Source organism: Arthrobacter bambusae (genome assembly GCF_022606295.1).
Lineage (GTDB): Bacteria > Actinomycetota > Actinomycetes > Actinomycetales > Micrococcaceae > Arthrobacter > Arthrobacter bambusae_A.
Genome location: NZ_JAHHZS010000017.1, coordinates 41,388 through 64,945, shown reverse-complemented (window position 1 = coordinate 64,945; position 23,558 = coordinate 41,388). Strand labels below are relative to the sequence as shown.

Below are 23,558 nucleotides of genomic sequence, written 5' to 3'. Positions count from 1 at the left end.
GCACGCTTAGACTGTGGATATGGGGCGCTACAGTGCAGAAATCCAAGGCAATCAGGACGCCGACATGTCCTCCACCTTCCGGAACCTCTGCCGTTCCTCCCCGTGGAAATGGACTAGCCTGAGGTTCGAATACCTCGACCGGCCAGGCACCCCGGAAGCCACGGTGCGCGCCTGGCTGCGCCGGCCGGGAGCGCTTCGGCTCGAAACCGTCGACGGCGCGTTGCTGCATAGCACCACGGGCATCAACGACTCCCGCGACGGACTTTATCTTGGTTCCAAGCGCAAGTCCTGGCTCTTGCCGGCCCACTTGGTGACCCCCGTTTACGATTCCGCAGGCTTGGTCCGCCGGCGCCCCGAGGCTGCGTATGGTGAACCGTCATTCGGGAACGGTCGGCTCGCGGCAGCACTCGATCCTGTCGAGCTCGCGGGGAATGCGCCGGTGCCGATGGAGTTTCCCGAGTCCAACCGGGTGTCGTTCGGACCCATCCGGGAAGTGGATCACGAGGGGCGCCCGGCCTTGGAGACCATCGCGACGCCGGGACACAGCTACGTGGCGTCCGACGCGGCAACGCCGCTCTGCTTCCCTGGACGCACGCTCTTGCGGGTGGACTCTGGAACGGGCGTGTGCGTTTCCAGCCAATCGCTCGACGGCGACACCACCGGCCACGGGCACTGGATGCGGATACTGGGGGTGGACGAATACATGCTGGACGATCTGTTCCTCGCCGAATCGATGAACCTCACCGACGTCCGGAAGCACATCAGCTGGGACATCGGCCCCCGCGCGTAGTCGCCGGCCCCAAGGAACGCCCGCTCACATATCCGCCCCTCCCGCCCAACCCCCGCTCACATATCCGCCCGTCCCGCCGAACGCCCGCTCACATATCCGCCCGTCCCGCCGAACGCCCGCTCACCTAGGTTGCCTGTCGGCTAGGCTTCCCGGATGAACGAGCTAAATGCGATCTGGCCCCTCTTCGGTCTCACCCTGACCACTCCCCGCCTGGAGTTGCATCCTATTCGGGACGCTGACCTCCCCGCAGCGGTTGAGGCCGCACTCAGCGGCATTCACGCCCCTGGCAAGTCGCCGTTCAGCAACCCTTGGACGGAACTGCCCAACGATGAGTTGGGTGCCAACATGGCCCAATGGTATTGGCGCTGCCGTGCGGGAATGAATCCGGAATCATGGACGCTCCTTCTGGGCATCTGGCACCAAGGAGAGTTCATTGGCTGCCAGGATCTGGAGGCGAAGAACTTCGCATCGTTGAAGACGGTCTCCACCGGCTCCTGGCTCAAGAGAGACGCGCAAGGCCAAGGGCTCGGCAAGGAAATGCGCGCAGCCGCCCTCAGCTACGCCTTCGACTTCCTGAACGCAGAGGTAGCTACATCGGAAGCTGCCGTGTGGAACAAGCAATCCCTGGGCGTATCCACCAGCCTCGGCTATGAACCCAACGGCACTTATCGCGCCCAATGGGGCGCCGGCGTTGTCGAGGTCCAACGCGTTCGCCTCACCGCCGGCTCCTTCATCAGGCCCGATTGGAAGCTAAAGGTAGAAGGCCACGACGCCGCAGCAAAGTTCCTGGGCATGTGAGCCGGCGTCGATGAAAAACCCCACATACGTGAGCGAGCGTCCGCAGGAAACCCCACATACGTGAGCGAGCGTCCGCAGGAAAGTACAAGAATCAGCGGAGGCCTTGGCCGACGAAACCGGCCACGGCCTCCGCGCGTATGCTGCCTAGATTTCCGCCCCTTCGAGCAGTTCCGTCACGAGGGCCGCGATCGGCGAGCGTTCGGAGCGGGTCAGGGTGATGTGCCCGAACAGCGGGTGCCCCTTGAGGGTCTCGACGACGGCGGCAACTCCGTCGTGCCGACCGACGCGGAGGTTGTCCCGCTGGGCGACGTCGTGGGTCAGGACGATCTTGGAGTTCTGGCCGATACGGCTCATGACCGTGAGGAGCACGTTCTTCTCGAGCGACTGTGCCTCGTCCACGATCACGAAGGCGTCATGGAGCGAACGTCCGCGGATGTGGGTCAGCGGCATGACTTCGAGCATGCCCCGGTCCATGACTTCTTCCACGACTTCCTGGCTGACGAGTGCACCGAGGGTGTCGAAGACCGCCTGCGCCCAGGGGTTCATCTTCTCCGCCTCGGAACCGGGGAGGTACCCGAGTTCCTGTCCACCCACCGCGTACAGGGGGCGGAAGACGATCACTTTGCGGTGCTCCCGGCGCTCCAGGACTGCCTCGAGTCCCGCACACAAGGCGAGGGCCGACTTTCCAGTGCCCGCCCGGCCGCCGATCGAGACGATTCCGACGCTGGGATCCATGAGCAGGTCGATCGCAAGCCGCTGCTCCGCTGAGCGGCCGTGCAGTCCGAAGACATCACGGTCGCCCTTGACCAGCCGCACTTGCTTGTCCGCGCCCACGCGGCCCAAGGCGGAGCCCCGGTTTGAGAGCAGCACCAGTCCCGTGTTGACGGGCAACTCGGCAGCTGCCGGGATGAAAACCGGCTCGTGCCCGTACAGGGTGGTGACTTCGTCCTCGCTGGCCTCGATTTCCGCCATGCCGGTCCAGCCGGAGTCCTTGACGAGTTCATTGCGGTATTCGTCCGCGAACAGCCCCATCGCGGAGGCTTTGACGCGCATGGGGAGGTCTTTGGAGACGACCGTGACGTTGTGGCCTTCGTTGGCGAGGTTCTTGGCGACCGCCAGGATGCGGCTGTCGTTGTCCGCGCCGCGGAATCCCGCCGGCAGCACTTCGGTGGACACATGGTTCATCTCCACGCGCAGTGTGCCGCCGTCGGATCCGATCGGGATGGGTTGATTCAAGCCGCCGTGCTCGATGCGCAAGTCATCCAGGAGCCTGAGGGCCTTGCGGGCGAAGTAGCCCAACTCGGGATCGTGGCGTTTGCCTTCAAGTTCGGTGATGACCACGATCGGGACAATGACTTCGTGCTCGGCGAAACGCAACAAGGCGTGCGGATCGGAAAGCAAAACGGAAGTGTCAATCACATAGCTCCGGCCGGTCGGGGTCCCGGACTGTGCAGTCCGTCCACTGTTGGCCCGCTTGGTGCGAGAGGTAGCTGAACTTTCCCCGTCGGAAACGACTACGGGCAGTTGCTCAGAAATAGCCACATCGACTCCAGCCCCGGGCGAACCCGGCTTATTCGTGAGGCGGCTCGGCCGGAAGGCCGGGCGCGGCCCCCCACGTAACTGGTGCGATGATCCGCTCCATCTACTGGCCTCCCCGATCAGCAGGCGGTTTGCCTACTGATGGGATTAACGTATTCCCGTGCGATTACATTTCCAGTTAGCCCAAACGGCGATTCGCGTAGACAAAATGTGAATTTCCCGTAAACGGCGCCGCACCGGAAGGTCACGGCGTCAGGAACCGAAGCGGCGCTGCCGGCCGGCATAGTCCCGCAGGGCCCTGAGGAAATCAACCTTGCGGAACGCGGGCCACAGCGCCTCGCAAAAGTAGAACTCGCTGTAGGCGCTTTGCCACATGAGGAAGCCCGACAAGCGTTGTTCACCCGACGTGCGGATCACCAGATCGGGGTCCGGCTGGCCGCGCGTGTAGAGGAAGCGTGAGATGTCGTCCACGGAAAGTTCATCGGCCAGCTCGGTGATGTCGCGGCCGTGCGCGACGGCGTCGTGCAGCAGTTCCCGCACCGCGTCGACGATTTCGCGCCGTCCGCCGTAACCGACGGCCACGTTCACGTGGAGCCGCTCGCGGATCGGAGTGCGGGCCGTGAGTTTGGTGAGCCGATCGGCGAGATAGTCCGGAAGCAGTTCGGGCGCACCCATGGCGTGGACCGAGATATTGGCGTCGTCATCCAGGCGGTCGAGGGTGTTGGCGATGATTCCCATGAGCAGTTCAAGCTCTTCACCAGAGCGGTTCATGTTGTCCGTCGAGAGCATGTACAGCGTGACGACTTTGACCCCGAGTTCCTGGCACCAGCCGAGGAATTCGTGGATCTTGTCCGCGCCTGCTTGGTGGCCTTCGCTGGTTGGAGCGTTGAATTGCCGCGCCCAACGGCGGTTGCCGTCCACCATGACGCCAATGTGCCTGGGAATCTTTTCCTGCTCGAGGGAACGGAGCAGTTTGCGCTCGTAGAAGCCGTAGAGGAAGCCGGGCCACTCCATCCGGACACTCACCTGACTTCCTTTGAACAGCACGTAAAAACCGAATAAAACAACGACGGCGGCCGGCCCGGTGGGCAGTCGGCCTTCAGTCACACAACAATCGCCACCTCCGGACTGCTGCCGTAGGCGCACCACCAAGGCTACCTTCCCCAGCTGGTCAGTCGGCACACCCGGGCAGCGGAAAACGGTCGCACAACGCATTACTCCGCAGTAACTTATCCAGGCGCGGGTTACGCTTTAACGATGTCGGAGCTGCTCACAATCAAGCCAAGCTGGCGGGGCTGGATACATGCTGTGGCCACGCCATTCGCCGTCGCGGCTGGGATCGTCCTTGTAACTTTGGCGCCTACGACAGATCGCAAAATCGCCTCCGCCATCTACGCTTTGACGGGCGTGCTGCTCTTCGGCGTGTCCGCCGTCTACCACCGCGGCAATTGGGAGCCGAAAGCCAGGATGGTCCTCAAGCGCCTGGACCACACCAACATCATGCTGGTGATCGCGGGCAGCTACACTCCGCTCGCGTGGTCGCTTCTGGAGCGTCCCAAGGCCGTGCTCCTGCTGTGGGTGATCTGGTCCGGAGCGCTGGCGGGAGTGCTCTTCCGGGTACTCTGGACCGGCGCCCCGCGTTGGCTCTACGTGCCCATCTATGTTGCCCTGGGCTGCGGGGCATTGTTCTACTTGCCGGAGTTCTTTGCGGCGAACGTGCCAGCCGCAATCCTGATCTGCGTGGGCGGGGTCCTCTACATCGCCGGCGCGGTTTTCTACGGGATCAAAAGGCCCAACTTCAGTCCGTTGAACTTCGGCTTCCATGAGCTCTTCCATGCCCTCACGGTGCTGGCCTTCGCCGCACATTTCGCCGCGATCATGATTGCCGTGCTGAGCTAGCCAGCGGCCTCCGTCATCGCGTCAAGGCGCTGCACGAGTTCCTCGACGGAGCCAAGCGGCAGGTCACACACCATCCCCCGGCACAAATACACCTGCGGCGAGCCGTCCCCGGCAGGCGGGCGGGACTCAAGCAGCGGCACCTCCGGTTCCGCGGCGCGGTCGCCGGGCGGCGCGCCGTCGTCGGCGGCTGCATCGACAACCATTTCGAGCTGGACGGCCACCACCATCCCCGGGCTCGGCGAAGCCAACAGGGCGCGATGGAGTTCCCGCTGCTGTTGGCCCGGAGGGCCGGACACAGCCGCCTCTACGGGACCGGCCGCGGCCGCCTGGGCGGTCGCCAGCAACCATCCCGCAACCCGCGGTGCCCGTCCGGCTACGGGCGGCAGGAGCGACAGGATGTTGCTTGCCATTGCTCGGTGCTCGTGTGAACCGGAGTAGGCCGCATAGCTCAGCAGCACCCCGGCAAAGGCCGCTGCCCCGCTCGGCGCCGCGCTGTCGAAGGGATCCAGGCCTGCGTGCTGGCCCTGCGCGTTGAATACCTGGGCCGACTCCCCCACGGAATCCGACAACCTGCCGTCCACCACGAAGCGCGCGCAGGCTCCCCTGATCAGCTCCTCCGCCAATCCATACCAACGACGCCGGCCGGTCACGGCGTAGAGAGCCAGGAAGCCTTCGGCGCAAAACGCATAGTCTTCCAATAAGCCGGTAATCCCCCGCGCAGCGCCGTCGTGCGAGACCCTGACCAGTACCCCAGCGCCGGCTTTTTCGGGCGCATCGGCCGTCGCACGCCAATGCACGCGCACCAGGTATTCGGCGAGGCTCTCCGCTGCGGTCACCAGTTCCGGCCGGTCCAGGATCGCACCGGCTTCGGCAAGCGCCGCGATCGCCAGGCCGTTCCAGCCTGCCACGACCTTGTCGTCCCGCGCCGGCTGGGGGCGCGCCGAGCGAGCGGCGCGCAAGACGGGCCTGACGCGGTTCCACAACGTCAGTTCCGCCCCGGACAGTTGGCGCCCGGGATGGAGCGCAGATCCAAGCTCCGAGACCGTTCCGGACGGCCCCACGTTCATCATGCGGGCCACGGCGGCACCGTCCCCCGGGCCAAGCACGGCGTCGAGGGCCGCCGGTGTCCACAGGTAGGACGCCCCTTCGTGGTGCACCCCGTCCACCACGGTATCGGCGTCGAGCGAGGACGCGAGTCCGTCCGGGGCTGCCGGATTATCCACGCCGAGCGAGTCCAGCATCCAGTCCGCCACCCGCGACGCCACACTCGCGGCCTCGCCGGCCGGCAGGACCCAATCACCCTGGAGCCGGACCCAGTGGACGTAGGCGCGGAGGAGCTGGGCATTGTCGTAGAGCATCTTCTCGAAATGCGGCACGGACCAATCCGCGGTCACGGAATACCGCGCGAAACCGCCGTCGAGCTGGTCGCACAGCGCGGAACGGGCCATGGCGGCGAGAGTGCGGCCGGCCATGTCGCGGGCGGCGTCCGACGTGTCCGACGGCACGGCAGCATGCCGTATCAGGAACTCGAGAACCGCCGACGGCGGGAACTTGGGAGCGCCGCCGAAGCCGCCGCCGTCGGGGTCCTCCGAGCGGGCGAGAAGCCGAACGGCTTCGGACAGCAGGCTTTTGTCCAGGCTTTCGGGCGGCCTGTCGAGGAATACCGCCGAGGAGAGCTGGGCATTCGCCATGCCGACGGCGAGCATCCGCGCGTTCTGCTCGACGGCGTCCCGGCGTTCCAGCCACGCCTCGTGGACCGCTTCAAGCACTTGGCGGAAGGACGGCCTCCCGGGCCGGGCCGTTGGCGGGAAATAGGTGCCTGCGTGGAAGGCCAGGCCTTCGGGCGTCAGGAAGACGGACATCGGCCAGCCGCCCTCGCCGCTGATGGCCTGGGTGGCTGCCATGTAGATCGAGTCCACGTCCGGGCGTTCTTCGCGATCCACCTTGATGGCCACGAACCGTGCGTTCAGGTAGTCGGCGGTGTCTTGGTCTTCGAAGGACTCGTGGGCCATGACGTGGCACCAATGGCACGCGGCATAGCCAATGGAGAGAAAGACGGGAACATCGCGGGCCGCCGCGAACGCGAAGGCTTCATCGCCGAACGGCCGCCAGTGCACGGGGTTGTGCGCATGCTGGCGGAGGTAGGCAGACGGTTCCGAGCCAAGGGCATTGGACGCCCCCGGCCATTCCCGGGTGGTTCCCGGGTCAGCGGGCTCCGGAACCGGCATCGCCGTCGGACTCTTCTGCGTCCGGCTTGCCCTGGACGATTCCGTCAGCCTCAGCGCCGTCAGTCCCGCCAACGAGCGCTTCCTCGACCTGGGCGCGGTAGCGGACCCGCCGGATCCGGCGGACCATGTCCACGATCAGGAAGGTCGTGAGCACCACGATGAAGGCAGTCAGGACGAAACCCCAGGTTCCCGGGGTCACCTGGTCTTCCGACAGGCCGGGGCGCAGCGACGGGGTCGGGGTAGGCGACGGGGTCGTGGCCAGGGCGATGAGAAAGTGGTGCACGGTTCAAACCTTCTATGGGAGTTTCCAGCCGGGTGGCGACTTCTACGCTTGATAGAAATCGCCGGCGATCCTATCTTAGCCCTGCGAACAGGTCCTTTTCGGGCAGTTCGGCCGGGATCCGGGAGTCGATCAGCGTGTAGTCCTCCCACGGCCAGGCCCTGCGCTGCATCTCCGGGGACACCGCGAAGAAGAAGCCAAGCGGATCAACCTGCGTCCGGTGGGCCCGGAGTGCGTCGTCGCGGGCCTCGAAGTAGTCGCCGCAATCCACCTGCGTGGTGGTCTGGTGCATCGGCCGCGGCGGAGTGTGCCCTTCCGCATCGGCTTCCAGCCAGGTCGCCAAGCGTTCGGCGTACGGCGATTGCAGTCCGGCCTCTTCGAGCGCGAAATGCAAGGCACGGAAACGGTCGGGGCTGAAGGCGCGGTCGTAGTACAGCTTGCTGGGCGCCCAGCTTTCACCCGTGCCCGGGTACCGCTCCGGGTCTCCCGCCGCGTGGAAAGCTTCGACGGCAACCTTGTGGGCCATGATGTGGTCCGGATGCGGGTAGCCGCCGTCTTCGTCGTAGCTCACCATGACGTGCGGCTTGAAATCGCGGACCAAGCGGACGAGCGGTGCTGCCGCCCGCTCAAGGGGCTGAAGCGCAAAGCAGCCGTTGGGCAGGGGCGGCAACGGATCGCCGTCGGGCAGTCCGGAATCCACGAAACCGAGCCAACGCTGCTTGATTCCCAAGACCGCTGCGGCCTGCTTCATTTCCAAGCGGCGCGCGCCTGCCATGTCCCGCTTCGGGTGCGGAGCCGACTCCATGGCCGGGTTCTGGATGTCCCCGCGGGAACCGTCGGTGCACGTGGCCACCATCACTTCCACTCCGGAAGCCGCATACATCGCCATGGTTGCCGCGCCCTTGCTTGATTCGTCGTCCGGGTGTGCATGGACGGCGAGCAGCCGGAGCTGCGTGTGGGGGCTGGTGGATGTGCTCATCCGGTACGGTTCCTCTTTCCGGGTCATGCTGTTCTGGGCTTGCTCGTGGCTGTGCTGATCAGGTGTTTCCAACGCGTGCGGCTCCGCCGTGTGCAGGGACGCGCCAGAAGCCCACTAAACTAGGTGGGTGACTTCGGAAGACCCCTCGGGCACGGCGCTGCCGGCAACTACCAGCCTAGCCAATCGCTACGGCAGCCAAAAGCGCGCCTTCGGGGGGAAGACCAAACGCAACATCTTCATCGCTGTCCTGGTCGTGGCCATAGGGCTCTTGTTCTGGGTCACCACGTCTTCTTCGCAGTCGTCTGTGTCATTCAAGGACATCGGCTACAGCGCCACCGATGCCACCCAGCTTTCGGTCGATTTCCAGGTCACCAAGAACCCTGGCGCCACCGCAAAATGCGCGGTCAAGGCCATGGACTCCGGGTTCGGGGTGGTCGGCTGGAAGGTCGTCCAGATCGGCCCGAATGCCCCAAAGGACGGCGCCGACGGCGGCCAGACAACCGCCCAGAGGACCATCCTGCGTACCGAGTCCGCGGCCGTGTCCGCTGTCGTGGACAACTGCTGGATTGTGGACAGCGGCAAATAGCATAGGTGTGACCCGCGACTCAGTGAGCTTGGGTTTGTCCACAGGATTGACTACACTGGATCAATACCTTAACCCCGCTGAGTTGGTTGCTGAGTTCCACGAGTGGCCTGCACCGGCGGGGTCTTTGCTTGTCAGATCCATAAGGAGAAGTCCGTGTCGACCACCAACAGCGCGCCTGCAGCTTGGCTTACCCAGGACGCATTTGACCGCCTGAAGGCAGAGCTGGACCACCTTTCCGGCCCTGGCCGTGCGGAGATCGTACAGAAGATCGAAGCCGCCCGTCAGGAAGGCGACCTCAAGGAAAACGGTGGATACCACGCCGCGAAGGAAGAACAGGGCAAGATCGAGGCCCGCATCCGCCAGCTGACCGTACTGCTGCGCGACGCCCAGGTCGGAGAAGCTCCGGCCGATGACGGAATCGTCGAGCAGGGCATGGTCGTCGTCGCGCGCATCGCCGGTGACGAAGAAACCTTCCTGCTGGGATCCCGCGAAATCGCCGGCGATTCAGATCTCAACGTCTTCAGCGAGAAGTCCCCGCTGGGCGTGGCAATCATGGGCCACAAGGAGGGCGACAAGCTCAGCTACGTCGCCCCCAATGGCAAGGAAATTCCGGTGGAGATCGTTTCCGCCAAGCCGTTCGCCGGCTAATAGCTCCGCAAAAACAACGACGCCGGCCCACCCCTTCGCGGGGCGGGCCGGCGTTTTGCTTTGTGTTCCCCCAACTGACTCGCAGTTGTTGTCGTTTTGAAGGCTCATAACGACAACAACTGCGAGTCAGTTGGGCTGGGTTACGGCGTCAGTGCACCACGATCGGGTGGAAGCCCTCCGCGCGAAGGGCTGCCAGGACCTGCTCGCTGTGCTCGTGGCCCTTGGTTTCCAGGTTGACGGTGATGGAGACGTCGCCCATGCTGATCGCGCCTCCCACCCGGGTGTGGTCCAGGCCGGTCACGTTGGCATCGTTCTCGGCGATGATGCGGGCGATCGTGGCCAAGGAACCCGGCCTGTCATCCAGCATCATGCGCACGGTCATATAGCGTCCCGCAGCCGAGAGGCCGCGCTGGATCACCTTGAGCATCAGCATGGGATCGATGTTGCCGCCGGAGAGAATGACGGCGGTGGTCCCCGGGTTTTCGATCTTGCCGTCCATGAGGGCAGCGACGCCGACGGCACCGGCCGGCTCAACCACCATCTTGGCGCGCTCGAGCAGGAAGATGAGCGCCCGGGCCAAGGAGTCTTCGCTCACGGTGACGACGTCGTCCACAAGTTCGCGGATGATGCTGAACGGCAGCTGGCCGGGGCGTCCGACGGCGATGCCATCCGCCATCGTGGAAACCTTCTTGAGCGGCACCAGGGCATCGGCGGCGAGCGACGGCGGGTAGGCGGCCGCGTTCTCGGCCTGTACGCCGATGATCCGGATCTCGCGTCCCAGCTCCCTGGCCCTCGCTTTGATCGCGACGGCGACTCCGGCCAGCAGACCGCCGCCGCCGACGCCCATGAGGACGGTGTCGACATTGGGGACCTGGTCCAGGATTTCGAGCCCTACCGTCCCCTGGCCCGCCACGACGTCGACGTTGTCGAAGGGGTGGACAAAGACGGCGCCCGTTTCGTCCGCGTAGCGCTGCGCCTCGGCCAGGGCCTCATCGACGTTGTGACCGTGGAGGATGACTTCCGCTCCGTGGCTGCGGGTCGCAGCGAGCTTCGGAAGCGCCACGCCGAGCGGCATGTAGATGCGCGCCTTGATGCCCAGGCTCTTCGCCGCCACAGCAACGCCTTGGGCGTGGTTGCCTGCCGAAGCCGCGACCACGCCGCGCTTCTTGTCCTCGTCCGACAGGCGCGCCATCCGCACGTAGGCACCACGGACCTTGAAGGAACCTGCCCGCTGGAGGTTTTCGCATTTGAAGAAGACCTCGCCGCCTACCATGGCTCCCAAGGCCCGCGAGGACTCGATGGGGGTCTTGGTAATAATGCCCTCGAGCAGCTCCCGCGCCTTAAGGACATCGTCCAGGGTGACGGGCAGGGTATCGAGGGTATTCACGGGTTAGTCTCCTTTGTTGGTGTGCGCTGCGGCATCCTTGGGGAATGTCCGTTCCGCAGCCGCGTGCTGACCTGCGGCGCCTTCACCGCTGTTGGACCGTGCGGCCGCGTTGGCGCCGGGACGGTGGACTTCCTTGATGGTGGGGTCCTCATCGAAGTCCGGTGCTGCAGTCCCTGCGCCGGCGTACGCCGTCATCAGTCCTTCCTCATGTTCCCACGTCCGCGCGGCAATATAGCGAACCGCCGTATTTGCTACGGCGAGGAGCGGAACCGCGAAGAGCGCTCCCGGGATTCCGGCCAGGTATGAACCGGCTGCGACTGACAAGATCACGGCGACGGGATGCAACGACACGGCTTTGCCCATGATGAGCGGCTGGAGGATATGGCTTTCGAGCTGCTGCACGAACAACACGATGGCCAACATGCCGAGCGCGTTCAGGGGACCGTTGGCCACCAAAGCCAGGAGCACGGCAATGGCTCCCGTCACGAGGGCACCGACCACCGGGATAAATGAACCGATGAACACCAGGACACCCAGGGGCAAGGCCAGGGGAACCTGGATGATGGCGGCCCCGACGCCGATCCCCACGGCGTCCACGAACGCCACGAACATCTGGATGCGCACGTAGCTGACCATGGACGACCAGCCGCGCTTGCCCGCACCGTAAGCCGCTGCGCGGGCAGTCCTGGGCAGGAGTCCTACAATGAACCGCCAGATCCGGGATCCTTCCAGAAGGAAGAAGATCAGGATGAAGAGGGCCAGGACCATGCCCGCGGCGAAATGTCCGGCAGAACTACCGAAGGACAGTGCACCGCTCAGGATGCTGCTGCTGTTGTTCTGCAAGGCCGAGGTTGCGCTCTGGATGTATGTGTCGATCTGGTCCGCGGTCAGGTGCAGCGGCCCGTCAGCGAGCCACGCCTGGATTTGCTGGATGCCGGCAAAGGCTTCCTGCCACAGCTCGCCGAACCCCGCGGCAAGCTGCCGCCCCACCAACGCCAGGGCTCCGGCAATGACCCCGAGGAATCCCACCACCGTGATGGCGACGGCCGCTCCTTGCGGCATCTTGAGCGTCCTGAGCCACCCCGTGACGGGGTAGAGCAAGCCGGCCAGGAGGGAAGCGACCATGAGCGGGATGATCAGGAAGCTGACCCTCCCCAACAGCCAGATGAGGGCTCCCACCACCACCATGATGAGGCCCACCCGCCAGGCCCACGCGGCGGCAATCCGCACTCCGTATGGAATGTCTTGCGCGATGTGAAGCTCGGACATTGGTCCGGACATGGCCGAAACGGGGTCGCGTGGAGGGGTGGCGTCCTGTCTTGGCGTCATTTACCCATAATTCCGCAGGGAGTGCCGGATGGGAAACCCATCTACAGCGCGCCCACAATTCCCCACCTCATGGTGAAGGTCTCCCCTGGTCCAAGCCACCGGAGGCCCTCCCCCGAGTTGAAGGCGTTCGCCGGACCGGTCATGGGCTCGATCGCTACCGCCTTGGAGCGGCCGGGAAAAGTGTCCGTGACGAAGACGTGGGCGAAGGCGCAGTTTTCGTCCTGCTCCAGGGAGACGCTGCGGCCGTCAGGCGCCGAGAGCGTTTGGCGGGCGATGCCGCCGTCGAACTCCAGATCGGTGAACGACACATCGACGTCCAGGCTGCCCACGCTCCGGCCGCCGCCAAAATCAAACTCACCGGAAACAGGCACCGAGCTCCGCGGAATGAGCCGCTCGTCGGCCACGAGCCGCGTTCCGGCGTGGACAGTCAGGACCATCTCTTCCGGCGAAACGTCCCCGATGCGCAAATACGGGTGCGCGCCGAGCACGAAAGGCGCGGGCGCGTCCGAATCGTTGATGAAAGTCTGGGAGACCCGTAGAGCGAGCCCGGCGTCGATCTCGTAATGGACCCGGTGCCGGGCCAGGAAGGGGTAGCCGTGCTGCGGGAAGATCACGGCTTCGAGGGTCACGGAGAACTCGTCTTCCGCCACGAGGGCGTACGACGAGTTGCGCAGGAGCCCGTGGCTCGCGTTGTTGCGGGACACCTCGGTGATGTCCAGTTGTTGCTTCTTCCCGTCGAGGTACCAGATACCGTCCTCGATCCGGTTGGCCCACGGAGCCAGGGTGATTCCGGTGGCGCCGGGCGGCAGTTGCCCGTCGCCGTAGCTCTCGGTGAACTGGACGCCGTCGCGGCTGAACAGCCGCAAACCTGCAGCGAGTTCGGTGACGACGGCGAGCGCGTCGCCGCGGATGATCTCGAACTGGCGCCCGCTGGCAAAGCGGCGGGATACGGTCTCGTCGCCCTGCGCGGGAAATGGTGTTGTGGGAGGCATGGCACCACCGTACTGCATCGCCCGCTTTGCCTGCCTCACTCTCAATGTTCCTTTTTGTTAGATATTTTGCCTTTTTGAGCACTCTGTGGCACCATGAATCCATGACTCGCCTTACCAGCACGCGTCTCGCCGATGGCCGGGAGCTGATCTATTTCGACGACGCCGGCTCACCGGAGCGCGACGCCGGCTCACTGACAGATCACCGCGAGCTGCCGCCGCGCGCCGATCCGGGCGAGTTGCGTTTCGACGCCCTGAGCGGCGAATGGGTCGCCGTCGCGGCCCACCGCCAAAGCCGCACCCACCTGCCGCCCGCGGACCAATGTCCGATCTGCCCCACCACTGCCGCGAACCCTTCCGAAATCCCCGCGCCGGACTACGACGTCGTGGTCTTCGAGAACCGCTTCCCCTCGCTGGGACCCGCGGTCGGAACGATCCCCGGCACGCCCGCCTGGGGCACCTCGGGCCCCGCCTACGGCCGCTGCGAAGTGGTCTCGTTCACCCCCAGCCACACCGGCTCCTTTGCCGAACTCGGCGACACCAGGGCCCGCACGGTCATTGAGGCGTGGGCGCACAGGACCGAGGCGCTCAGCGCGCTCCCCGGAATCCAGCAGGTGTTCCCGTTCGAAAACCGCGGTGCGGACATCGGGGTAACGCTCCACCACCCGCACGGACAGATCTACGCCTACCCCTACATCACTCCCCGCGCGGCGAGCCTCGGTGCCGCCGCCAACCGGTACTTCGACAACTCCAAGGGCCGGGAATCGCTGACGTCCTCGATCCTCAAAGCCGAACGGCTGGACGGGAGCCGAATGGTGCTCGAAGCAGAGCACTTCAGTGCCTACGTGCCGTTCGCCGCCCGTTGGCCGCTGGAGGTGCACCTCGTCCCGCACCGCCAAGTTCCGGACCTCGCGGCCCTGAGCGGCGAAGAACGCGACGAACTGGCCCACGTCTACCTTGAGCTGCTCAAGCGCCTCGACGCCCTGTATCCAACCCCCACGCCGTACATTTCCGCCTGGCACCAGGCACCCTTGGATCCCGCCTTGAGGCCCTCCGGGCACCTGCATCTGCAACTCACCTCCCCGCGCCGTGCCGCCGACAAGCTCAAGTACCTTGCCGGTTCCGAGGCCGCCATGGGAGCCTTCATCAACGACACCACGCCCGAATCCGTGGCAGAACGGCTGCGTGCCGTCGCCAGCGATTCGCAGCGCGCTATTCCGGAAGGGGCCCCAGCATGACTTCCACTCCCGACGCCCCCGCCGTGGGCGCCTTGTCCGGGCTTTTCGAGTCGACTTTCAGTTCAGCCCCCGACGGCGTGTGGCAGGCACCGGGACGCGTGAACCTGATCGGCGAGCACACCGATTACAACGAAGGTTTCGTGTTGCCCTTCGCGATCGACAAGACCGCGAAGGTTGCGGTCCGGATCCGCCATGATTCACGGGTCCGTCTGCTGTCCACTTTCGGCGGGCAGGGCATGGTCGAGGCCGACGTGGACATGTTGGCTCCGAAAGCAGCCCACGGCTGGACGAAGTACCCGCTCGGCGTGGTTTGGGCCTTGCAGCAACGCGGCGTCCTTGTCCCGGGCTTCGACCTCCTCATGGATTCGAATGTCCCCTTGGGCGCCGGGCTGTCCTCCTCGCACGCCATCGAATGCGCAGTCATCTCGGCCCTCAACGAGCTGAGCGGGGCGGGACTCGGAGCCGAAGACATGGTCCTGGCGACGCAGCGTGCCGAAAACGACTTCGTGGGCGCCCCCACCGGAATCATGGACCAGTCCGCCTCGCTCCGCGGGTCAAAGGGCCATGCGGTCTTCCTGGACTGCCGCGACCAAAGCGTGCAACTGGTGCCCTTCGACGCCGAAGAAGCCGGGCTCGTGCTGCTGGTCATCGACACCAAGGTCTCCCATTCCCATGCCGACGGCGGCTATGCCTCCCGCCGGGCTTCCTGCGAACTCGGGGCGCAGGTACTGGGAGTCCCGGCCCTCCGCGACGTGGGGGTCGGCGATCTGGAGGAAGCCAGCGGCCTCCTGGACAGCACGACTTTCCGGCGGGTGCGGCACATCGTCACGGAGAACGACCGCGTGCTGCAGACCGTGGAACGCCTCACCACCCAGGGACCCGCCCACATCGGCAGGCTCCTGGATGCGAGCCACGCCTCCATGCGCGATGACTTCGAGATATCGTGCCCGGAACTCGATCTCGCCGTGGAAACGTCCCGCGCCCACGGAGCCATCGGTGCCCGGATGACGGGAGGCGGTTTCGGCGGCTCGGCCATCGCCCTCACCCCGGTGGGCCATGAGCAAGAGGTGCGCGACGCCGTCGTACTCGCCTTCGCTGCGGCCGGTTTCACGACGCCGGACATCTTCACCGTGACCCCGGCCGACGGGGCCGCACGCCTCGCCTGACGTCGGCTCATTCGCCGCCTTCGGCGAGCCGGCCCCGGCGTAAGCTGGGGGCATGACTGAGGCCGTCATCGTTTCCACCGCCAGAAGCCCCATCGGACGGGCCTTCAAAGGGTCCCTCAAGGACGAACGCCCCGATGACCTCGCCGCGGCCATGGTGACTGCCGCGCTGGCCAAGATACCGGCTTTCGATCCGGGAGCACTGGACGGGCGCGGCCTCGATGACCTCTATCTTGGTTGCGCCGAACCCAGCGGCGAAGCCGGTTCGAACATGGCCCGGGTGGTGACCGTGCTGACCGGCCTGGACACCGTCCCCGCAGCCACGATCAACCGCTTTTGCGCCTCGAGCCTGCAGACCCTGCGGATGGCGTTCCACGCCATCCGCTCCGGGGAAGGCCACGCCTTCGTCTCGGCGGGGGTCGAGTCCGTGTCGCGTTACCAGAACTGGGTCGGGGCAGGCGAAACGGACACCAGCCTGCACAACCCCTTGTTTGAGGCGGCGCGTGCCCGCACGACTGCCCGCGCCGGGTCCAACACCCCATGGACGGATCCCCGCCTGGGTGGACGGATGCCGGACGTCTACATCGCAATGGGACAGACGGCGGAAAACGTCGCCACGAGCCACGGAATCAGCCGGGAAGAGCAGGATCTGTGGGCGGTCCGGAGCCAGAACCGGGCAGAAGCGGCCGTTGCGTCCGGTTTCTACGCCCGCGAGATCACGCCTTACACCCGCAAGGACGGAACCGTCGTGGAGCGCGACGATTCACCGCGCTCCGGCGTCACGCTTGAAGCGGTCAGCGCCTTGCAGCCTGTCTTCCGGAAGGAAGGGACAGTGACAGCCGGCAACGCATGCCCGCTCAACGATGGCGCCGCGGCCGTGGTGGTCATGAGCGACGTCGGGGCCCGGGAGCTTGGCCTCGAGCCGCTGGCACGCATCGTCTCGACCGGCGTCAGTGCACTTTCCCCGGAACTCATGGGCATGGGACCCGTGGAGTCCTCGCGCCGGGCCCTGGCCTTGGCGGGCCTTAGCATGGCGGACATCGACCTCGTGGAGCTCAACGAGGCCTTCGCCGTCCAGGTGGTGGCGAGCGCACGTGAACTCGGCATCGATCCGGAGAAGCTCAACGTTCATGGCGGCGCCATCGCCCTGGGGCACCCGTTTGGCATGACAGGCGCCCGGATGACCACCACCTTGCTCAACGGCCTCCGGGAACGGGATGGGACCTTGGGACTGGCGACCCTGTGCGTCGGCGGTGGGCAGGGCATGGCGGTGGTCTTCGAGCGGCTGTCTTAGGTCCCTGGATTTCGCACACGCGTAATGCCCCCAAAGACGCATCTTCGGGGGCATTACGCTGAGCCAATCCTGGGAGGCTAGTCGTCGCCCCGCAGGATCGCCAACAGGCGGATGATTTCCACGTAGAGCCATACGAGCGTGACGGTCAGGCCAAAAGCGGCCGTCCAGGAGTACTTCTCCGGAGCACCGTGCCGGACGCCCTGCTCAATGCTCGTGAAGTCCATGACCAACGAGAACGCGGCCAGGCCGATGGCCAGGATCCCGATGAAAACGCCCAGCGGGATGCCGAAGATGTGCACGCTGCTGCTCAGCCCGAACGGCGACTGGACGGCGCCGGTCCACAACAGGACCATGTTGATCACCGAGAAGACGAGGTAGCCGAGGACGGCGATCATGAAGAAGCGCATTGCCTTGGGGGTTGCGCGCACCTTGCCGCTCTTGAAGAGAGCCAAGGTTACGCCGAACACCGCGAGGGTGCCGATGACTGCCTGCAGGCCAACGCCCGGGAACATACCGTCCAGCAGGCGGGTCAGGCCTCCGAGGAACAAGCCCTCAAGGCCGGCATAAGCCAGGATCAGCGCTGGCGAAGGCTGCTTCTTGAAGGAGTTGACCATGCCCAGCACGAAGCCACCCAACGCGCCGGCAACCATGAGGAGGTTTGCCGTGCCGGGAGCAACGAACAAGGTGACGGCTGCGCCAATCAACAGCACCGCGAGGCAGGCCGCGGTCTTCACGATGACGTCGTCGAAAGTCATACGGCCCGTCTCGGCCGGACCGGCCGCGGGCTGGTTGTACATCTGCTGCAGCTGATCGCTCGTCATGGGCTGCTGCGCGGTCCAAGCCGGCTGGCCGTACTGGTTTTGGCCGTACTGGGGCTGGCCGTGGGAGTAGCTGGGAACAGGCGGAGCCTGTGTGGCTCCACGGAAATTCTTTCCGTTGAAGATCGGGTTGCCGCCGAGTGCCATGGTGGGTGTCCTTCTTGCTGTGGGTGCGAAGTGATAGTTCACGCTACCAATTCCCACGCTTGGTCCGCACCGAAAGTTCCACCTCCGTCGATGCCGGCACCCGCTCCTTGAGAGGGTGCCGGCACACGCGGCTATCCGACGCCGAGGTACGCTTCCTTGACCGCCGGGTTGGCAAGCAGTTCCTTGCCGGTGCCCCGGTGCGTAATCGACCCGGTTTCAAGCACGAAAGCACGGTGCGCACGGGCGAGCGCCTGGTTGGCGTTTTGCTCCACCAGGAGCACCGTGGTGCCTTGGTTGTTGATCTCCGTGACAATCTTGAAGATCTGGCGGATGAACTGCGGAGCAAGCCCCATGGAAGGTTCATCCAGCAGCAACAGCTTGGGGTTGGACATCAGCGCCCTGCCAATCGCGAGCATCTGCTGTTCGCCACCGCTCATGGTGCCGCCAAACTGCTTGATACGCTCCTTCAACCGTGGAAACAAGTCGAAGACACGTTCCAGGTCTTCTGCCACCTTGGTCCGGTCCTTGCGGCCGTAGGAACCCATGTCGAGGTTCTCCTCCACCGTCATGCCAGGGAAGATTCCACGTCCCTCCGGCGCTTGCGAAATGCCTTGGACAACACGGATGTGGGCCTTCATCCTGGTGATGTCCTGGCCGGCAAAGGTGATGGAGCCGGCCGAGGGAGCCAGCAATCCGGAAATCGTCCTCATGGTGGTGGTCTTTCCGGCACCATTCGCGCCGATGAGCGAAACGATCTCGCCTTCTTCCACGCTGAATGACATGTCGGAAATCGCCTGGATCCGGCCGTAGTGGACGGATACGTTCTTCAGCTCAAGCAAGGTCATCTTCAGGCTCCCCGAGATAGGCGGAAATAACTTTCGGGTCGTCGCGAATGATCTTGGGCAACGCGTCCGCGATCTTTTTGCCGAACTCCAGGACCACGATCCGGTCGGTGACGCCCATGACCAGCTTCATGTCGTGCTCAATGAGCAGGACCGTGTAGCCGTCGTCGCGGATGGTCCGGATCAGGGCCATGAGCTCTTCCTTCTCCGCGGGATTGAACCCGGCCGCAGGCTCGTCCAGGCACAGGACCTTGGGATCCGTGGCCAGTGCCCGCGCGATTTCCAGGCGACGCTGGTACCCATAAGGAAGGTGCCGCGACAGGAAATGGGCGTGATCGGCGATGCCCACGAATTCAAGCAATGCCATGCCGCGCTCGATCGAGGTCTTCTCTTCCCTCACATGGGTCGGCAGGCGCAAGAGAGCCCCGCCGACACTCGTGCGGTGGCGCGCGTCGAGGCCGACAACCACGTTTTCCAAAGCCGTCATCTCACCAAAGAGGCGGATGTTCTGGAACGTCCGCGCCAAGCCTCGCCGGGTGATCTTGTGCTGGGGCAGTCCGTTGAGCAACTGGCCTTCCAGCAAGACCTTTCCCGAAGTCGGCTTATACACCCCTGTCATGGCATTGAAACACGTGGTTTTTCCCGCACCGTTGGGACCAATCAAACCGAGGATTTCGCCCCGGTTGATATCGAACGTGACGTTGTCCAGGGCGACCAGGCCACCGAACTTGATCGTCAGGTCCTGGACCTGGACCAGGGCTTCGCCCACCTTGGTGGCGATCTCCCTCTCGGGTGCCACCTTCTCGGCGACATCAAGGTCCACACCCTGCTCCTTGAGTGCGTCGACGTCGATATCCGGTTCGATCGCTTCACTCATTTGTCAGCCCCCTTTCCCGGTTCCAGGACGACTTTGCCCGAAGGAGGGATATCGCCCACGGCACCCTTGAGCTTGTTGTAGGCCAAGCGTCCATAGGCGAGGAGGCTCTGGCGTGCCGGCAGGAGGCCGCCGGGACGGAAAATCATGATGATCACCAGCGCCGCCCCAAAGATCAGGTACTTGAACTCCGCAATCGCGGTGAAGCGGAGTGGGATATATGCCACCAACGCACCGCCAAGGATCGCACCCACCTTGTTTCCCGTGCCGCCCATGACGACAGCGGCGACGAACAGGATCGAGGTGGCGATATCGAATTTCTGGTTGTTCACAAAACCTACCTGGCCGGCGAACAACGCACCCGAGAGTCCGCCCACGGAAGCGCCGATCGCGAAGGCCCACACCTTGTACTTGAAGGTGGGGACACCCATGATTTCGGCAGCGTCTTCATCCTCGCGGATGGCAATCCACGCCCGTCCCACCCTGCTGCGCTCAAGGTTTCCGGCAGCCAGGAGCACCACAATGATGATGGTCAGCGTCAGCCAATACCACGGGGTTCCGTTCGAATTCTGGAAGATCGTTTGTCCGCTGGAATCCGTACCAGGCGGGTGGCCGACATTCTGGAAGCCGACCTGGCCCTTCATGGCCGGAATGATGGTGGCCAGAATGCGTACGATCTCACCGAAGCCGAGCGTGACGATCGCCAGGTAGTCGCCGCGGAGGCGAAGCGTGGGAACACCCAGGACCACGCCAAAGAACATGGCGACTGCCATCGCCAATGGCAGCGTCCACAAGTAGGGAATGTGCACATACGGCGAATCCGGACTGGTGAACATCGCTGCGGTATAGGACCCCAGGGCGAAGAAGGCCACATAACCCAGGTCGAGGAGGCCCGCATAGCCGACCACCACGTTCAGGCCGACAGCCACCAGGGCATAGACAGACATCTGCGCGAGTGCGATTTGCCAATTGTTGCCCGGTTCCGTCGTGATCAACGGCGGATTGAGGATAGGAAGCAAATACGCAAGGACAACAACGACGATCAGGATCAGCCATTGGGTCTGGCGCGGGAGCGCATTCCATTTGTCACTGAGCCCCGGGAACCAGCCCTTGCGCTGCCGCATCTTGGCTTCGCGGTCGGCAATCTCCTGTGCAGAAGCATCATCGGGAATAAGTGTGGGGCCGTCTGTTGTGCTCATGCCTTACTCTTTCCTAGCGAGCTACCCAAGACACCTTCGGGTCGCACAATCAATACCAACACCAGGACCACGAACGCGACAACGTCCGTCCATTGGGAACTGCCCAGGAGCACCTGGCCGTAGTTGCCAATCAAACCGATCAGCAGGCCGCCCAGCAAAGCACCGCGGACATTGCCGATGCCTCCAAGGACAGCGGCCGCGAACGCTTTGACGCCCAGGATGAATCCGCCGTTGTACTGCACGCCGGACGGAATTTTCATGACGTAGAACAAAGCAGCCGCGCCGGCCAGGATGCCGCCGATGATAAAGGTGGTCACAATGATTTTTTCCTTGTTGACACCCATCAGGGTTGCAGTATCCGGATCCTGCGCCACTGCCCGGATGCCTCGGCCGGTCCGGGACCGCCTAATGAACTGATCAGTGGCGATCATGAGGATAACCGCGGCGACGATAATCACAACCTGCTGCGAATCGACGATCGTCCCGAAGACGTCGAAAATCGCGAGCGGCCGGAACATTGTGAGCGCAGCTTCCGGGCTCGGTCCACGCCACCAGTAGATGGTGTACTGGATGGCGAAAGAAACACCGATGGCGGTAATCAAGAATGCCAGTCGGGGCGCCTTACGTTGACGCAAAGGTTTATAAGCCACCCGTTCCACGATCACTGCCATCAGGGCTGAGGCGATAATGGCGACGACGAGGGCGAGGATAAGGTTTCCCACAATGGCCCAAAAACCCAGCCTCGGAGCGGAGGGGCCGAAATTCAGGGCGCTGAGGGTAAAGAACACTCCGTAGCAGCCCGTGATGAACACTTCCGAGTGGGCAAAGTTGATGAGGTTGAGAACGCCGTAGACGAGCGTATAGCCGAGGGCAACCAAGGCGTAGATTGCGCCGAAGGTCAACCCGTCAAAGGTGGAACTCCAGAAGTTTTGGGTAAAGGAGTTTACGTCGAAGGTGATCCACGTGTCGTCCACGGGAACCGAGTGGAGCAGGGTGGGAATTACTTCACTGATCATGGCACTTTCCTGATGTAATCAAAAGAAATGCTGGGGGTCGGCATGGATGCTAACCCCCAGCATTCATCTGGGCTCGGTGTTATTTTCCGATGACGCCGATGGGAACGATCTTGCCGTTCTCAACTTTGTAGCCGTAGACATCAGGCGTTGCCAGTTCGCCGGTTGAATCCCACTTGTAGTGCTTCGACAGGCCATCTGCGTCGTAGGACTTGACCCAGGACAGCAGGTCCGCGCGGGACTGCTTGCCCTTGTCGATGCCCGAGAGCAGGACCGTGACGGCGTCGTAACCTTCGATGGAGTACGTTCCGGGCTCCGCGTTGGCCAGCTTCTTGTACTCGCTCTCGAAGCTCGGGATCAGCTCGCCCGGGATGCAGGGGCAGGTGAAGTACGCGTTGGACGACGCATCGCCGGCCAGCTTGATGAACTGGTCATCCTTCACTCCATCGGGGCCCACGAAGGATCCGGTGAATCCCTTTGCGACCAGTTGCTGGTCGAAGGGGGCACCCTCTGCGTAGTAGCCGGCGTAGTAGACCGTGTCTGCCTTGGAGTTCATGATCTTGGAAATCACGGCCGAGAAGTCCTTCTGGCCCGTGACGACCTTGTCGGATCCCACCATCGCGGAGCCAAGGGCGGCGGACGTTGTGGTTCCCAGACCAATGCCGTAGTCAGAGTCGTCCTGGACCAGGTAGACCTTCTTTGCCTGCAGCTTGTCCGTGAGGAACTTTGCTGCCGCAGGACCCTGGACGGCGTCATTGCCGAGGGCCCGGAAGAAAGTGGTCCAGCCGTTCTTGGTCAGGCTCGGGTTGGTAGCGGAGGGCGTGATGTGCACCAAGCCCTTCTGCTCGAAGATGTTGCCGGTGGCCTTGGACTCTCCGGAGAACGGCAAGCCCACCACTCCGATGATGTCCGGTTCGGAAACGATCTGCGTCACCGGGCCCGTGGCCTTGTTCGGATCGCCTTCAGTATCGAATTTCTTGAACTGGACCTGGCAGCCGGGGTTCGCGGCGTTGTGCTGGTTGATGGCCAGCTGGATGCCGTTGAAGATGTTGATACCCAGCTGGGCGTTGGGTCCTGTCTCGGCACCGGCATAGGCAAGGGTGGTGGTGGACGGGCATGTCCCCTTTCCATCGCCTGCAGGCAAAACAGCTCCGGCAGGAACGTCGACTTTGGAGATCGCGGGGATATTGACCCTGCTGCCGCCACCCGAGGTTTCCGTGCCGCTGGGAGCGGTCTGGTTCGCACAGCCCGCTACGAGCATGCCAAGGGTGGCTGCTGCTGCAATCGCCGAAATGACTTTCTTCCTGTACATAAATAGCCTCCGCGGTGCGTCTGATTCGTGGTCATTCGCCCGAAGTCACTTTCACTTCGAACATGTTCCATGAGAGTACTACCAAATATGTGTCCTAGAACACATATACGCAGGTCAGGATCTAATAACGGTGTGTCACCGCAGTAACCGGAGAGCTCTTCCCGTGAACACGGGGTTAAATCCTTGTCACGGCACAGCTTGGCGCA

Annotated in this window: 22 protein-coding genes; 8 read left to right on the top strand and 14 right to left on the bottom strand. The window is 64.0% G+C overall.

What is annotated here, in order from left to right; translation table 11 throughout:
* Positions 1-19: 19 nt before the first annotated feature.
* Together KNN17_RS13200 and KNN17_RS13195 are read left to right on the top strand one after the other, a co-directional pair.
* Positions 20-790, top strand: coding sequence for a hypothetical protein (locus KNN17_RS13200; RefSeq protein WP_241709493.1), 771 nt, complete (start codon positions 20-22; stop codon positions 788-790).
* Positions 791-943: 153 nt separating this feature from the next.
* Complete coding sequence (locus KNN17_RS13195; protein ID WP_241709492.1) at positions 944-1,588, top strand: GNAT family N-acetyltransferase; 645 nt, start codon at positions 944-946, stop codon at positions 1,586-1,588.
* Between the two features lie 144 nt (positions 1,589-1,732).
* On the opposite strand, the gene KNN17_RS13190 is transcribed toward KNN17_RS13195, so the two are convergent.
* Positions 1,733-3,007: a PhoH family protein gene (locus tag KNN17_RS13190; RefSeq protein ID WP_372489676.1), complete on the bottom strand. Its 1,275-nt coding sequence runs from the start codon at positions 3,005-3,007 to the stop codon at positions 1,733-1,735.
* A 372-nt stretch (positions 3,008-3,379) separates the two neighbouring features.
* On the bottom strand, positions 3,380-4,141 hold the full coding sequence (locus tag KNN17_RS13185) for an isoprenyl transferase (protein ID WP_078105947.1): 762 nt from the start codon (positions 4,139-4,141) through the stop codon (positions 3,380-3,382).
* A gap of 243 nt (positions 4,142-4,384) precedes the next feature.
* On the opposite strand from KNN17_RS13185, the gene trhA reads away from it, so the two are divergent.
* Positions 4,385-5,026, top strand: coding sequence for a PAQR family membrane homeostasis protein TrhA (gene trhA / locus KNN17_RS13180; RefSeq protein WP_241709490.1), 642 nt, complete (start codon positions 4,385-4,387; stop codon positions 5,024-5,026).
* Here the strand turns inward: trhA and KNN17_RS13175 are convergent.
* The 3 genes from KNN17_RS13175 to mca form a co-directional block, all read right to left on the bottom strand.
* The gene (locus KNN17_RS13175) at positions 5,023-7,254 is read right to left on the bottom strand and encodes a thioredoxin domain-containing protein (RefSeq protein ID WP_241709489.1); all 2,232 of its coding nucleotides are present in this window, start codon (positions 7,252-7,254) and stop codon (positions 5,023-5,025) included. The two genes, trhA and KNN17_RS13175, sit on opposite strands and share 4 nt — an antisense overlap.
* Complete coding sequence (locus KNN17_RS13170) at positions 7,232-7,537, bottom strand: hypothetical protein (RefSeq protein WP_078105950.1); 306 nt, start codon at positions 7,535-7,537, stop codon at positions 7,232-7,234. The genes KNN17_RS13175 and KNN17_RS13170 overlap by 23 nt, the downstream gene beginning before the upstream one ends.
* Positions 7,538-7,607: 70 nt before the next feature.
* A complete protein-coding gene (mca, locus tag KNN17_RS13165; RefSeq protein ID WP_241709488.1) occupies positions 7,608-8,513 on the bottom strand; it encodes a mycothiol conjugate amidase Mca in 906 nt (301 codons plus the stop codon).
* A gap of 127 nt (positions 8,514-8,640) precedes the next feature.
* Between mca and KNN17_RS13160 the strand changes: the two genes are divergently transcribed.
* Together KNN17_RS13160 and greA are read left to right on the top strand one after the other, a co-directional pair.
* Positions 8,641-9,099, top strand: a complete 459-nt coding sequence (locus KNN17_RS13160; RefSeq protein WP_241709487.1) for a DUF4307 domain-containing protein — start codon at positions 8,641-8,643, stop codon at positions 9,097-9,099.
* 153 nt (positions 9,100-9,252) lie between these two features.
* Positions 9,253-9,747, top strand: coding sequence for a transcription elongation factor GreA (greA, locus tag KNN17_RS13155; protein ID WP_078105953.1), 495 nt, complete (start codon positions 9,253-9,255; stop codon positions 9,745-9,747).
* 148 nt (positions 9,748-9,895) lie between these two features.
* Here the strand turns inward: greA and ilvA are convergent, their stop codons facing one another.
* From ilvA to KNN17_RS13140, 3 genes are read right to left on the bottom strand one after another with little or no spacing between them, the layout of a single operon-like run.
* Positions 9,896-11,134 carry a threonine ammonia-lyase gene (gene ilvA / locus KNN17_RS13150; RefSeq protein ID WP_078105954.1) on the bottom strand — a complete coding sequence of 413 codons (1,239 nt, stop codon included), beginning with the start codon at positions 11,132-11,134 and terminating at the stop codon, positions 9,896-9,898.
* Positions 11,135-11,137: 3 nt separating this feature from the next.
* Positions 11,138-12,463, bottom strand: coding sequence for an AI-2E family transporter (locus tag KNN17_RS13145; protein ID WP_372489674.1), 1,326 nt, complete (start codon positions 12,461-12,463; stop codon positions 11,138-11,140).
* A 41-nt stretch (positions 12,464-12,504) separates the two neighbouring features.
* Positions 12,505-13,473: an aldose 1-epimerase family protein gene (locus KNN17_RS13140; RefSeq protein WP_372489679.1), complete on the bottom strand. Its 969-nt coding sequence runs from the start codon at positions 13,471-13,473 to the stop codon at positions 12,505-12,507.
* 83 nt (positions 13,474-13,556) lie between these two features.
* On the opposite strand from KNN17_RS13140, the gene galT reads away from it, so the two are divergent.
* Genes galT through KNN17_RS13125 form a run of 3 tightly spaced genes read left to right on the top strand, consistent with a single transcriptional unit; the run spans position 13,557 to position 17,147 of the window.
* Positions 13,557-14,690: a galactose-1-phosphate uridylyltransferase gene (gene galT, locus KNN17_RS13135; protein ID WP_241709486.1), complete on the top strand. Its 1,134-nt coding sequence runs from the start codon at positions 13,557-13,559 to the stop codon at positions 14,688-14,690.
* Positions 14,687-15,856 (top strand): galactokinase, encoded by a 1,170-nt coding sequence (gene galK, locus KNN17_RS13130; protein WP_241709485.1) that lies wholly within the window; start codon positions 14,687-14,689, stop codon positions 15,854-15,856. The genes galT and galK overlap by 4 nt, the downstream gene beginning before the upstream one ends.
* Before the next feature lie 52 nt (positions 15,857-15,908).
* Positions 15,909-17,147 (top strand): acetyl-CoA C-acetyltransferase, encoded by a 1,239-nt coding sequence (locus KNN17_RS13125; RefSeq protein WP_241709484.1) that lies wholly within the window; start codon positions 15,909-15,911, stop codon positions 17,145-17,147.
* A 77-nt stretch (positions 17,148-17,224) separates the two neighbouring features.
* Here KNN17_RS13125 and KNN17_RS13120 read toward each other — a convergent pair whose 3' ends face one another.
* From KNN17_RS13120 to KNN17_RS13095, 6 genes are all read right to left on the bottom strand, one after another.
* Positions 17,225-18,112: a Bax inhibitor-1/YccA family protein gene (locus tag KNN17_RS13120; protein WP_241709483.1), complete on the bottom strand. Its 888-nt coding sequence runs from the start codon at positions 18,110-18,112 to the stop codon at positions 17,225-17,227.
* 131 nt (positions 18,113-18,243) lie between these two features.
* Complete coding sequence (locus tag KNN17_RS13115) at positions 18,244-18,957, bottom strand: ABC transporter ATP-binding protein (RefSeq protein ID WP_078105961.1); 714 nt, start codon at positions 18,955-18,957, stop codon at positions 18,244-18,246.
* A complete protein-coding gene (locus tag KNN17_RS13110) occupies positions 18,944-19,831 on the bottom strand; it encodes an ABC transporter ATP-binding protein (RefSeq protein WP_078105962.1) in 888 nt (295 codons plus the stop codon). The genes KNN17_RS13115 and KNN17_RS13110 overlap by 14 nt, the downstream gene beginning before the upstream one ends.
* The gene (locus tag KNN17_RS13105) at positions 19,828-21,027 is read right to left on the bottom strand and encodes a branched-chain amino acid ABC transporter permease (RefSeq protein ID WP_241709482.1); all 1,200 of its coding nucleotides are present in this window, start codon (positions 21,025-21,027) and stop codon (positions 19,828-19,830) included. Before KNN17_RS13105 ends, KNN17_RS13110 begins: the two co-directional genes overlap by 4 nt.
* Positions 21,024-22,043, bottom strand: coding sequence for a branched-chain amino acid ABC transporter permease (locus tag KNN17_RS13100; protein ID WP_241709481.1), 1,020 nt, complete (start codon positions 22,041-22,043; stop codon positions 21,024-21,026). The genes KNN17_RS13105 and KNN17_RS13100 overlap by 4 nt, the downstream gene beginning before the upstream one ends.
* A 79-nt stretch (positions 22,044-22,122) precedes the next feature.
* Positions 22,123-23,352 (bottom strand): branched-chain amino acid ABC transporter substrate-binding protein, encoded by a 1,230-nt coding sequence (locus KNN17_RS13095; protein WP_241709480.1) that lies wholly within the window; start codon positions 23,350-23,352, stop codon positions 22,123-22,125.
* Positions 23,353-23,558: the final 206 nt, after the last annotated feature.

Coding starts and splice junctions, on each gene's coding strand:
- KNN17_RS13195 (WP_241709492.1), top strand. CDS start 944: ATGAACGAGCTAAATGCGATCTGGCCCCTCTTCGGTCTCACCCTGACC.
- KNN17_RS13100 (WP_241709481.1), bottom strand. CDS start 22,043: ATGATCAGTGAAGTAATTCCCACCCTGCTCCACTCGGTTCCCGTGGAC.
- mca (WP_241709488.1), bottom strand. CDS start 8,513: ATGAGCACATCCACCAGCCCCCACACGCAGCTCCGGCTGCTCGCCGTC.
- KNN17_RS13125 (WP_241709484.1), top strand. CDS start 15,909: ATGACTGAGGCCGTCATCGTTTCCACCGCCAGAAGCCCCATCGGACGG.
- KNN17_RS13110 (WP_078105962.1), bottom strand. CDS start 19,831: ATGAGTGAAGCGATCGAACCGGATATCGACGTCGACGCACTCAAGGAG.
- galT (WP_241709486.1), top strand. CDS start 13,557: ATGACTCGCCTTACCAGCACGCGTCTCGCCGATGGCCGGGAGCTGATC.
- KNN17_RS13200 (WP_241709493.1), top strand. CDS start 20: ATGGGGCGCTACAGTGCAGAAATCCAAGGCAATCAGGACGCCGACATG.
- KNN17_RS13175 (WP_241709489.1), bottom strand. CDS start 7,254: ATGCCGGTTCCGGAGCCCGCTGACCCGGGAACCACCCGGGAATGGCCG.
- KNN17_RS13140 (WP_372489679.1), bottom strand. CDS start 13,473: ATGCAGTACGGTGGTGCCATGCCTCCCACAACACCATTTCCCGCGCAG.
- KNN17_RS13120 (WP_241709483.1), bottom strand. CDS start 18,112: ATGGCACTCGGCGGCAACCCGATCTTCAACGGAAAGAATTTCCGTGGA.
- KNN17_RS13185 (WP_078105947.1), bottom strand. CDS start 4,141: ATGGAGTGGCCCGGCTTCCTCTACGGCTTCTACGAGCGCAAACTGCTC.
- KNN17_RS13145 (WP_372489674.1), bottom strand. CDS start 12,463: ATGACGCCAAGACAGGACGCCACCCCTCCACGCGACCCCGTTTCGGCC.
- galK (WP_241709485.1), top strand. CDS start 14,687: ATGACTTCCACTCCCGACGCCCCCGCCGTGGGCGCCTTGTCCGGGCTT.
- KNN17_RS13115 (WP_078105961.1), bottom strand. CDS start 18,957: ATGACCTTGCTTGAGCTGAAGAACGTATCCGTCCACTACGGCCGGATC.
- trhA (WP_241709490.1), top strand. CDS start 4,385: ATGTCGGAGCTGCTCACAATCAAGCCAAGCTGGCGGGGCTGGATACAT.
- KNN17_RS13105 (WP_241709482.1), bottom strand. CDS start 21,027: ATGAGCACAACAGACGGCCCCACACTTATTCCCGATGATGCTTCTGCA.
- KNN17_RS13095 (WP_241709480.1), bottom strand. CDS start 23,352: ATGTACAGGAAGAAAGTCATTTCGGCGATTGCAGCAGCAGCCACCCTT.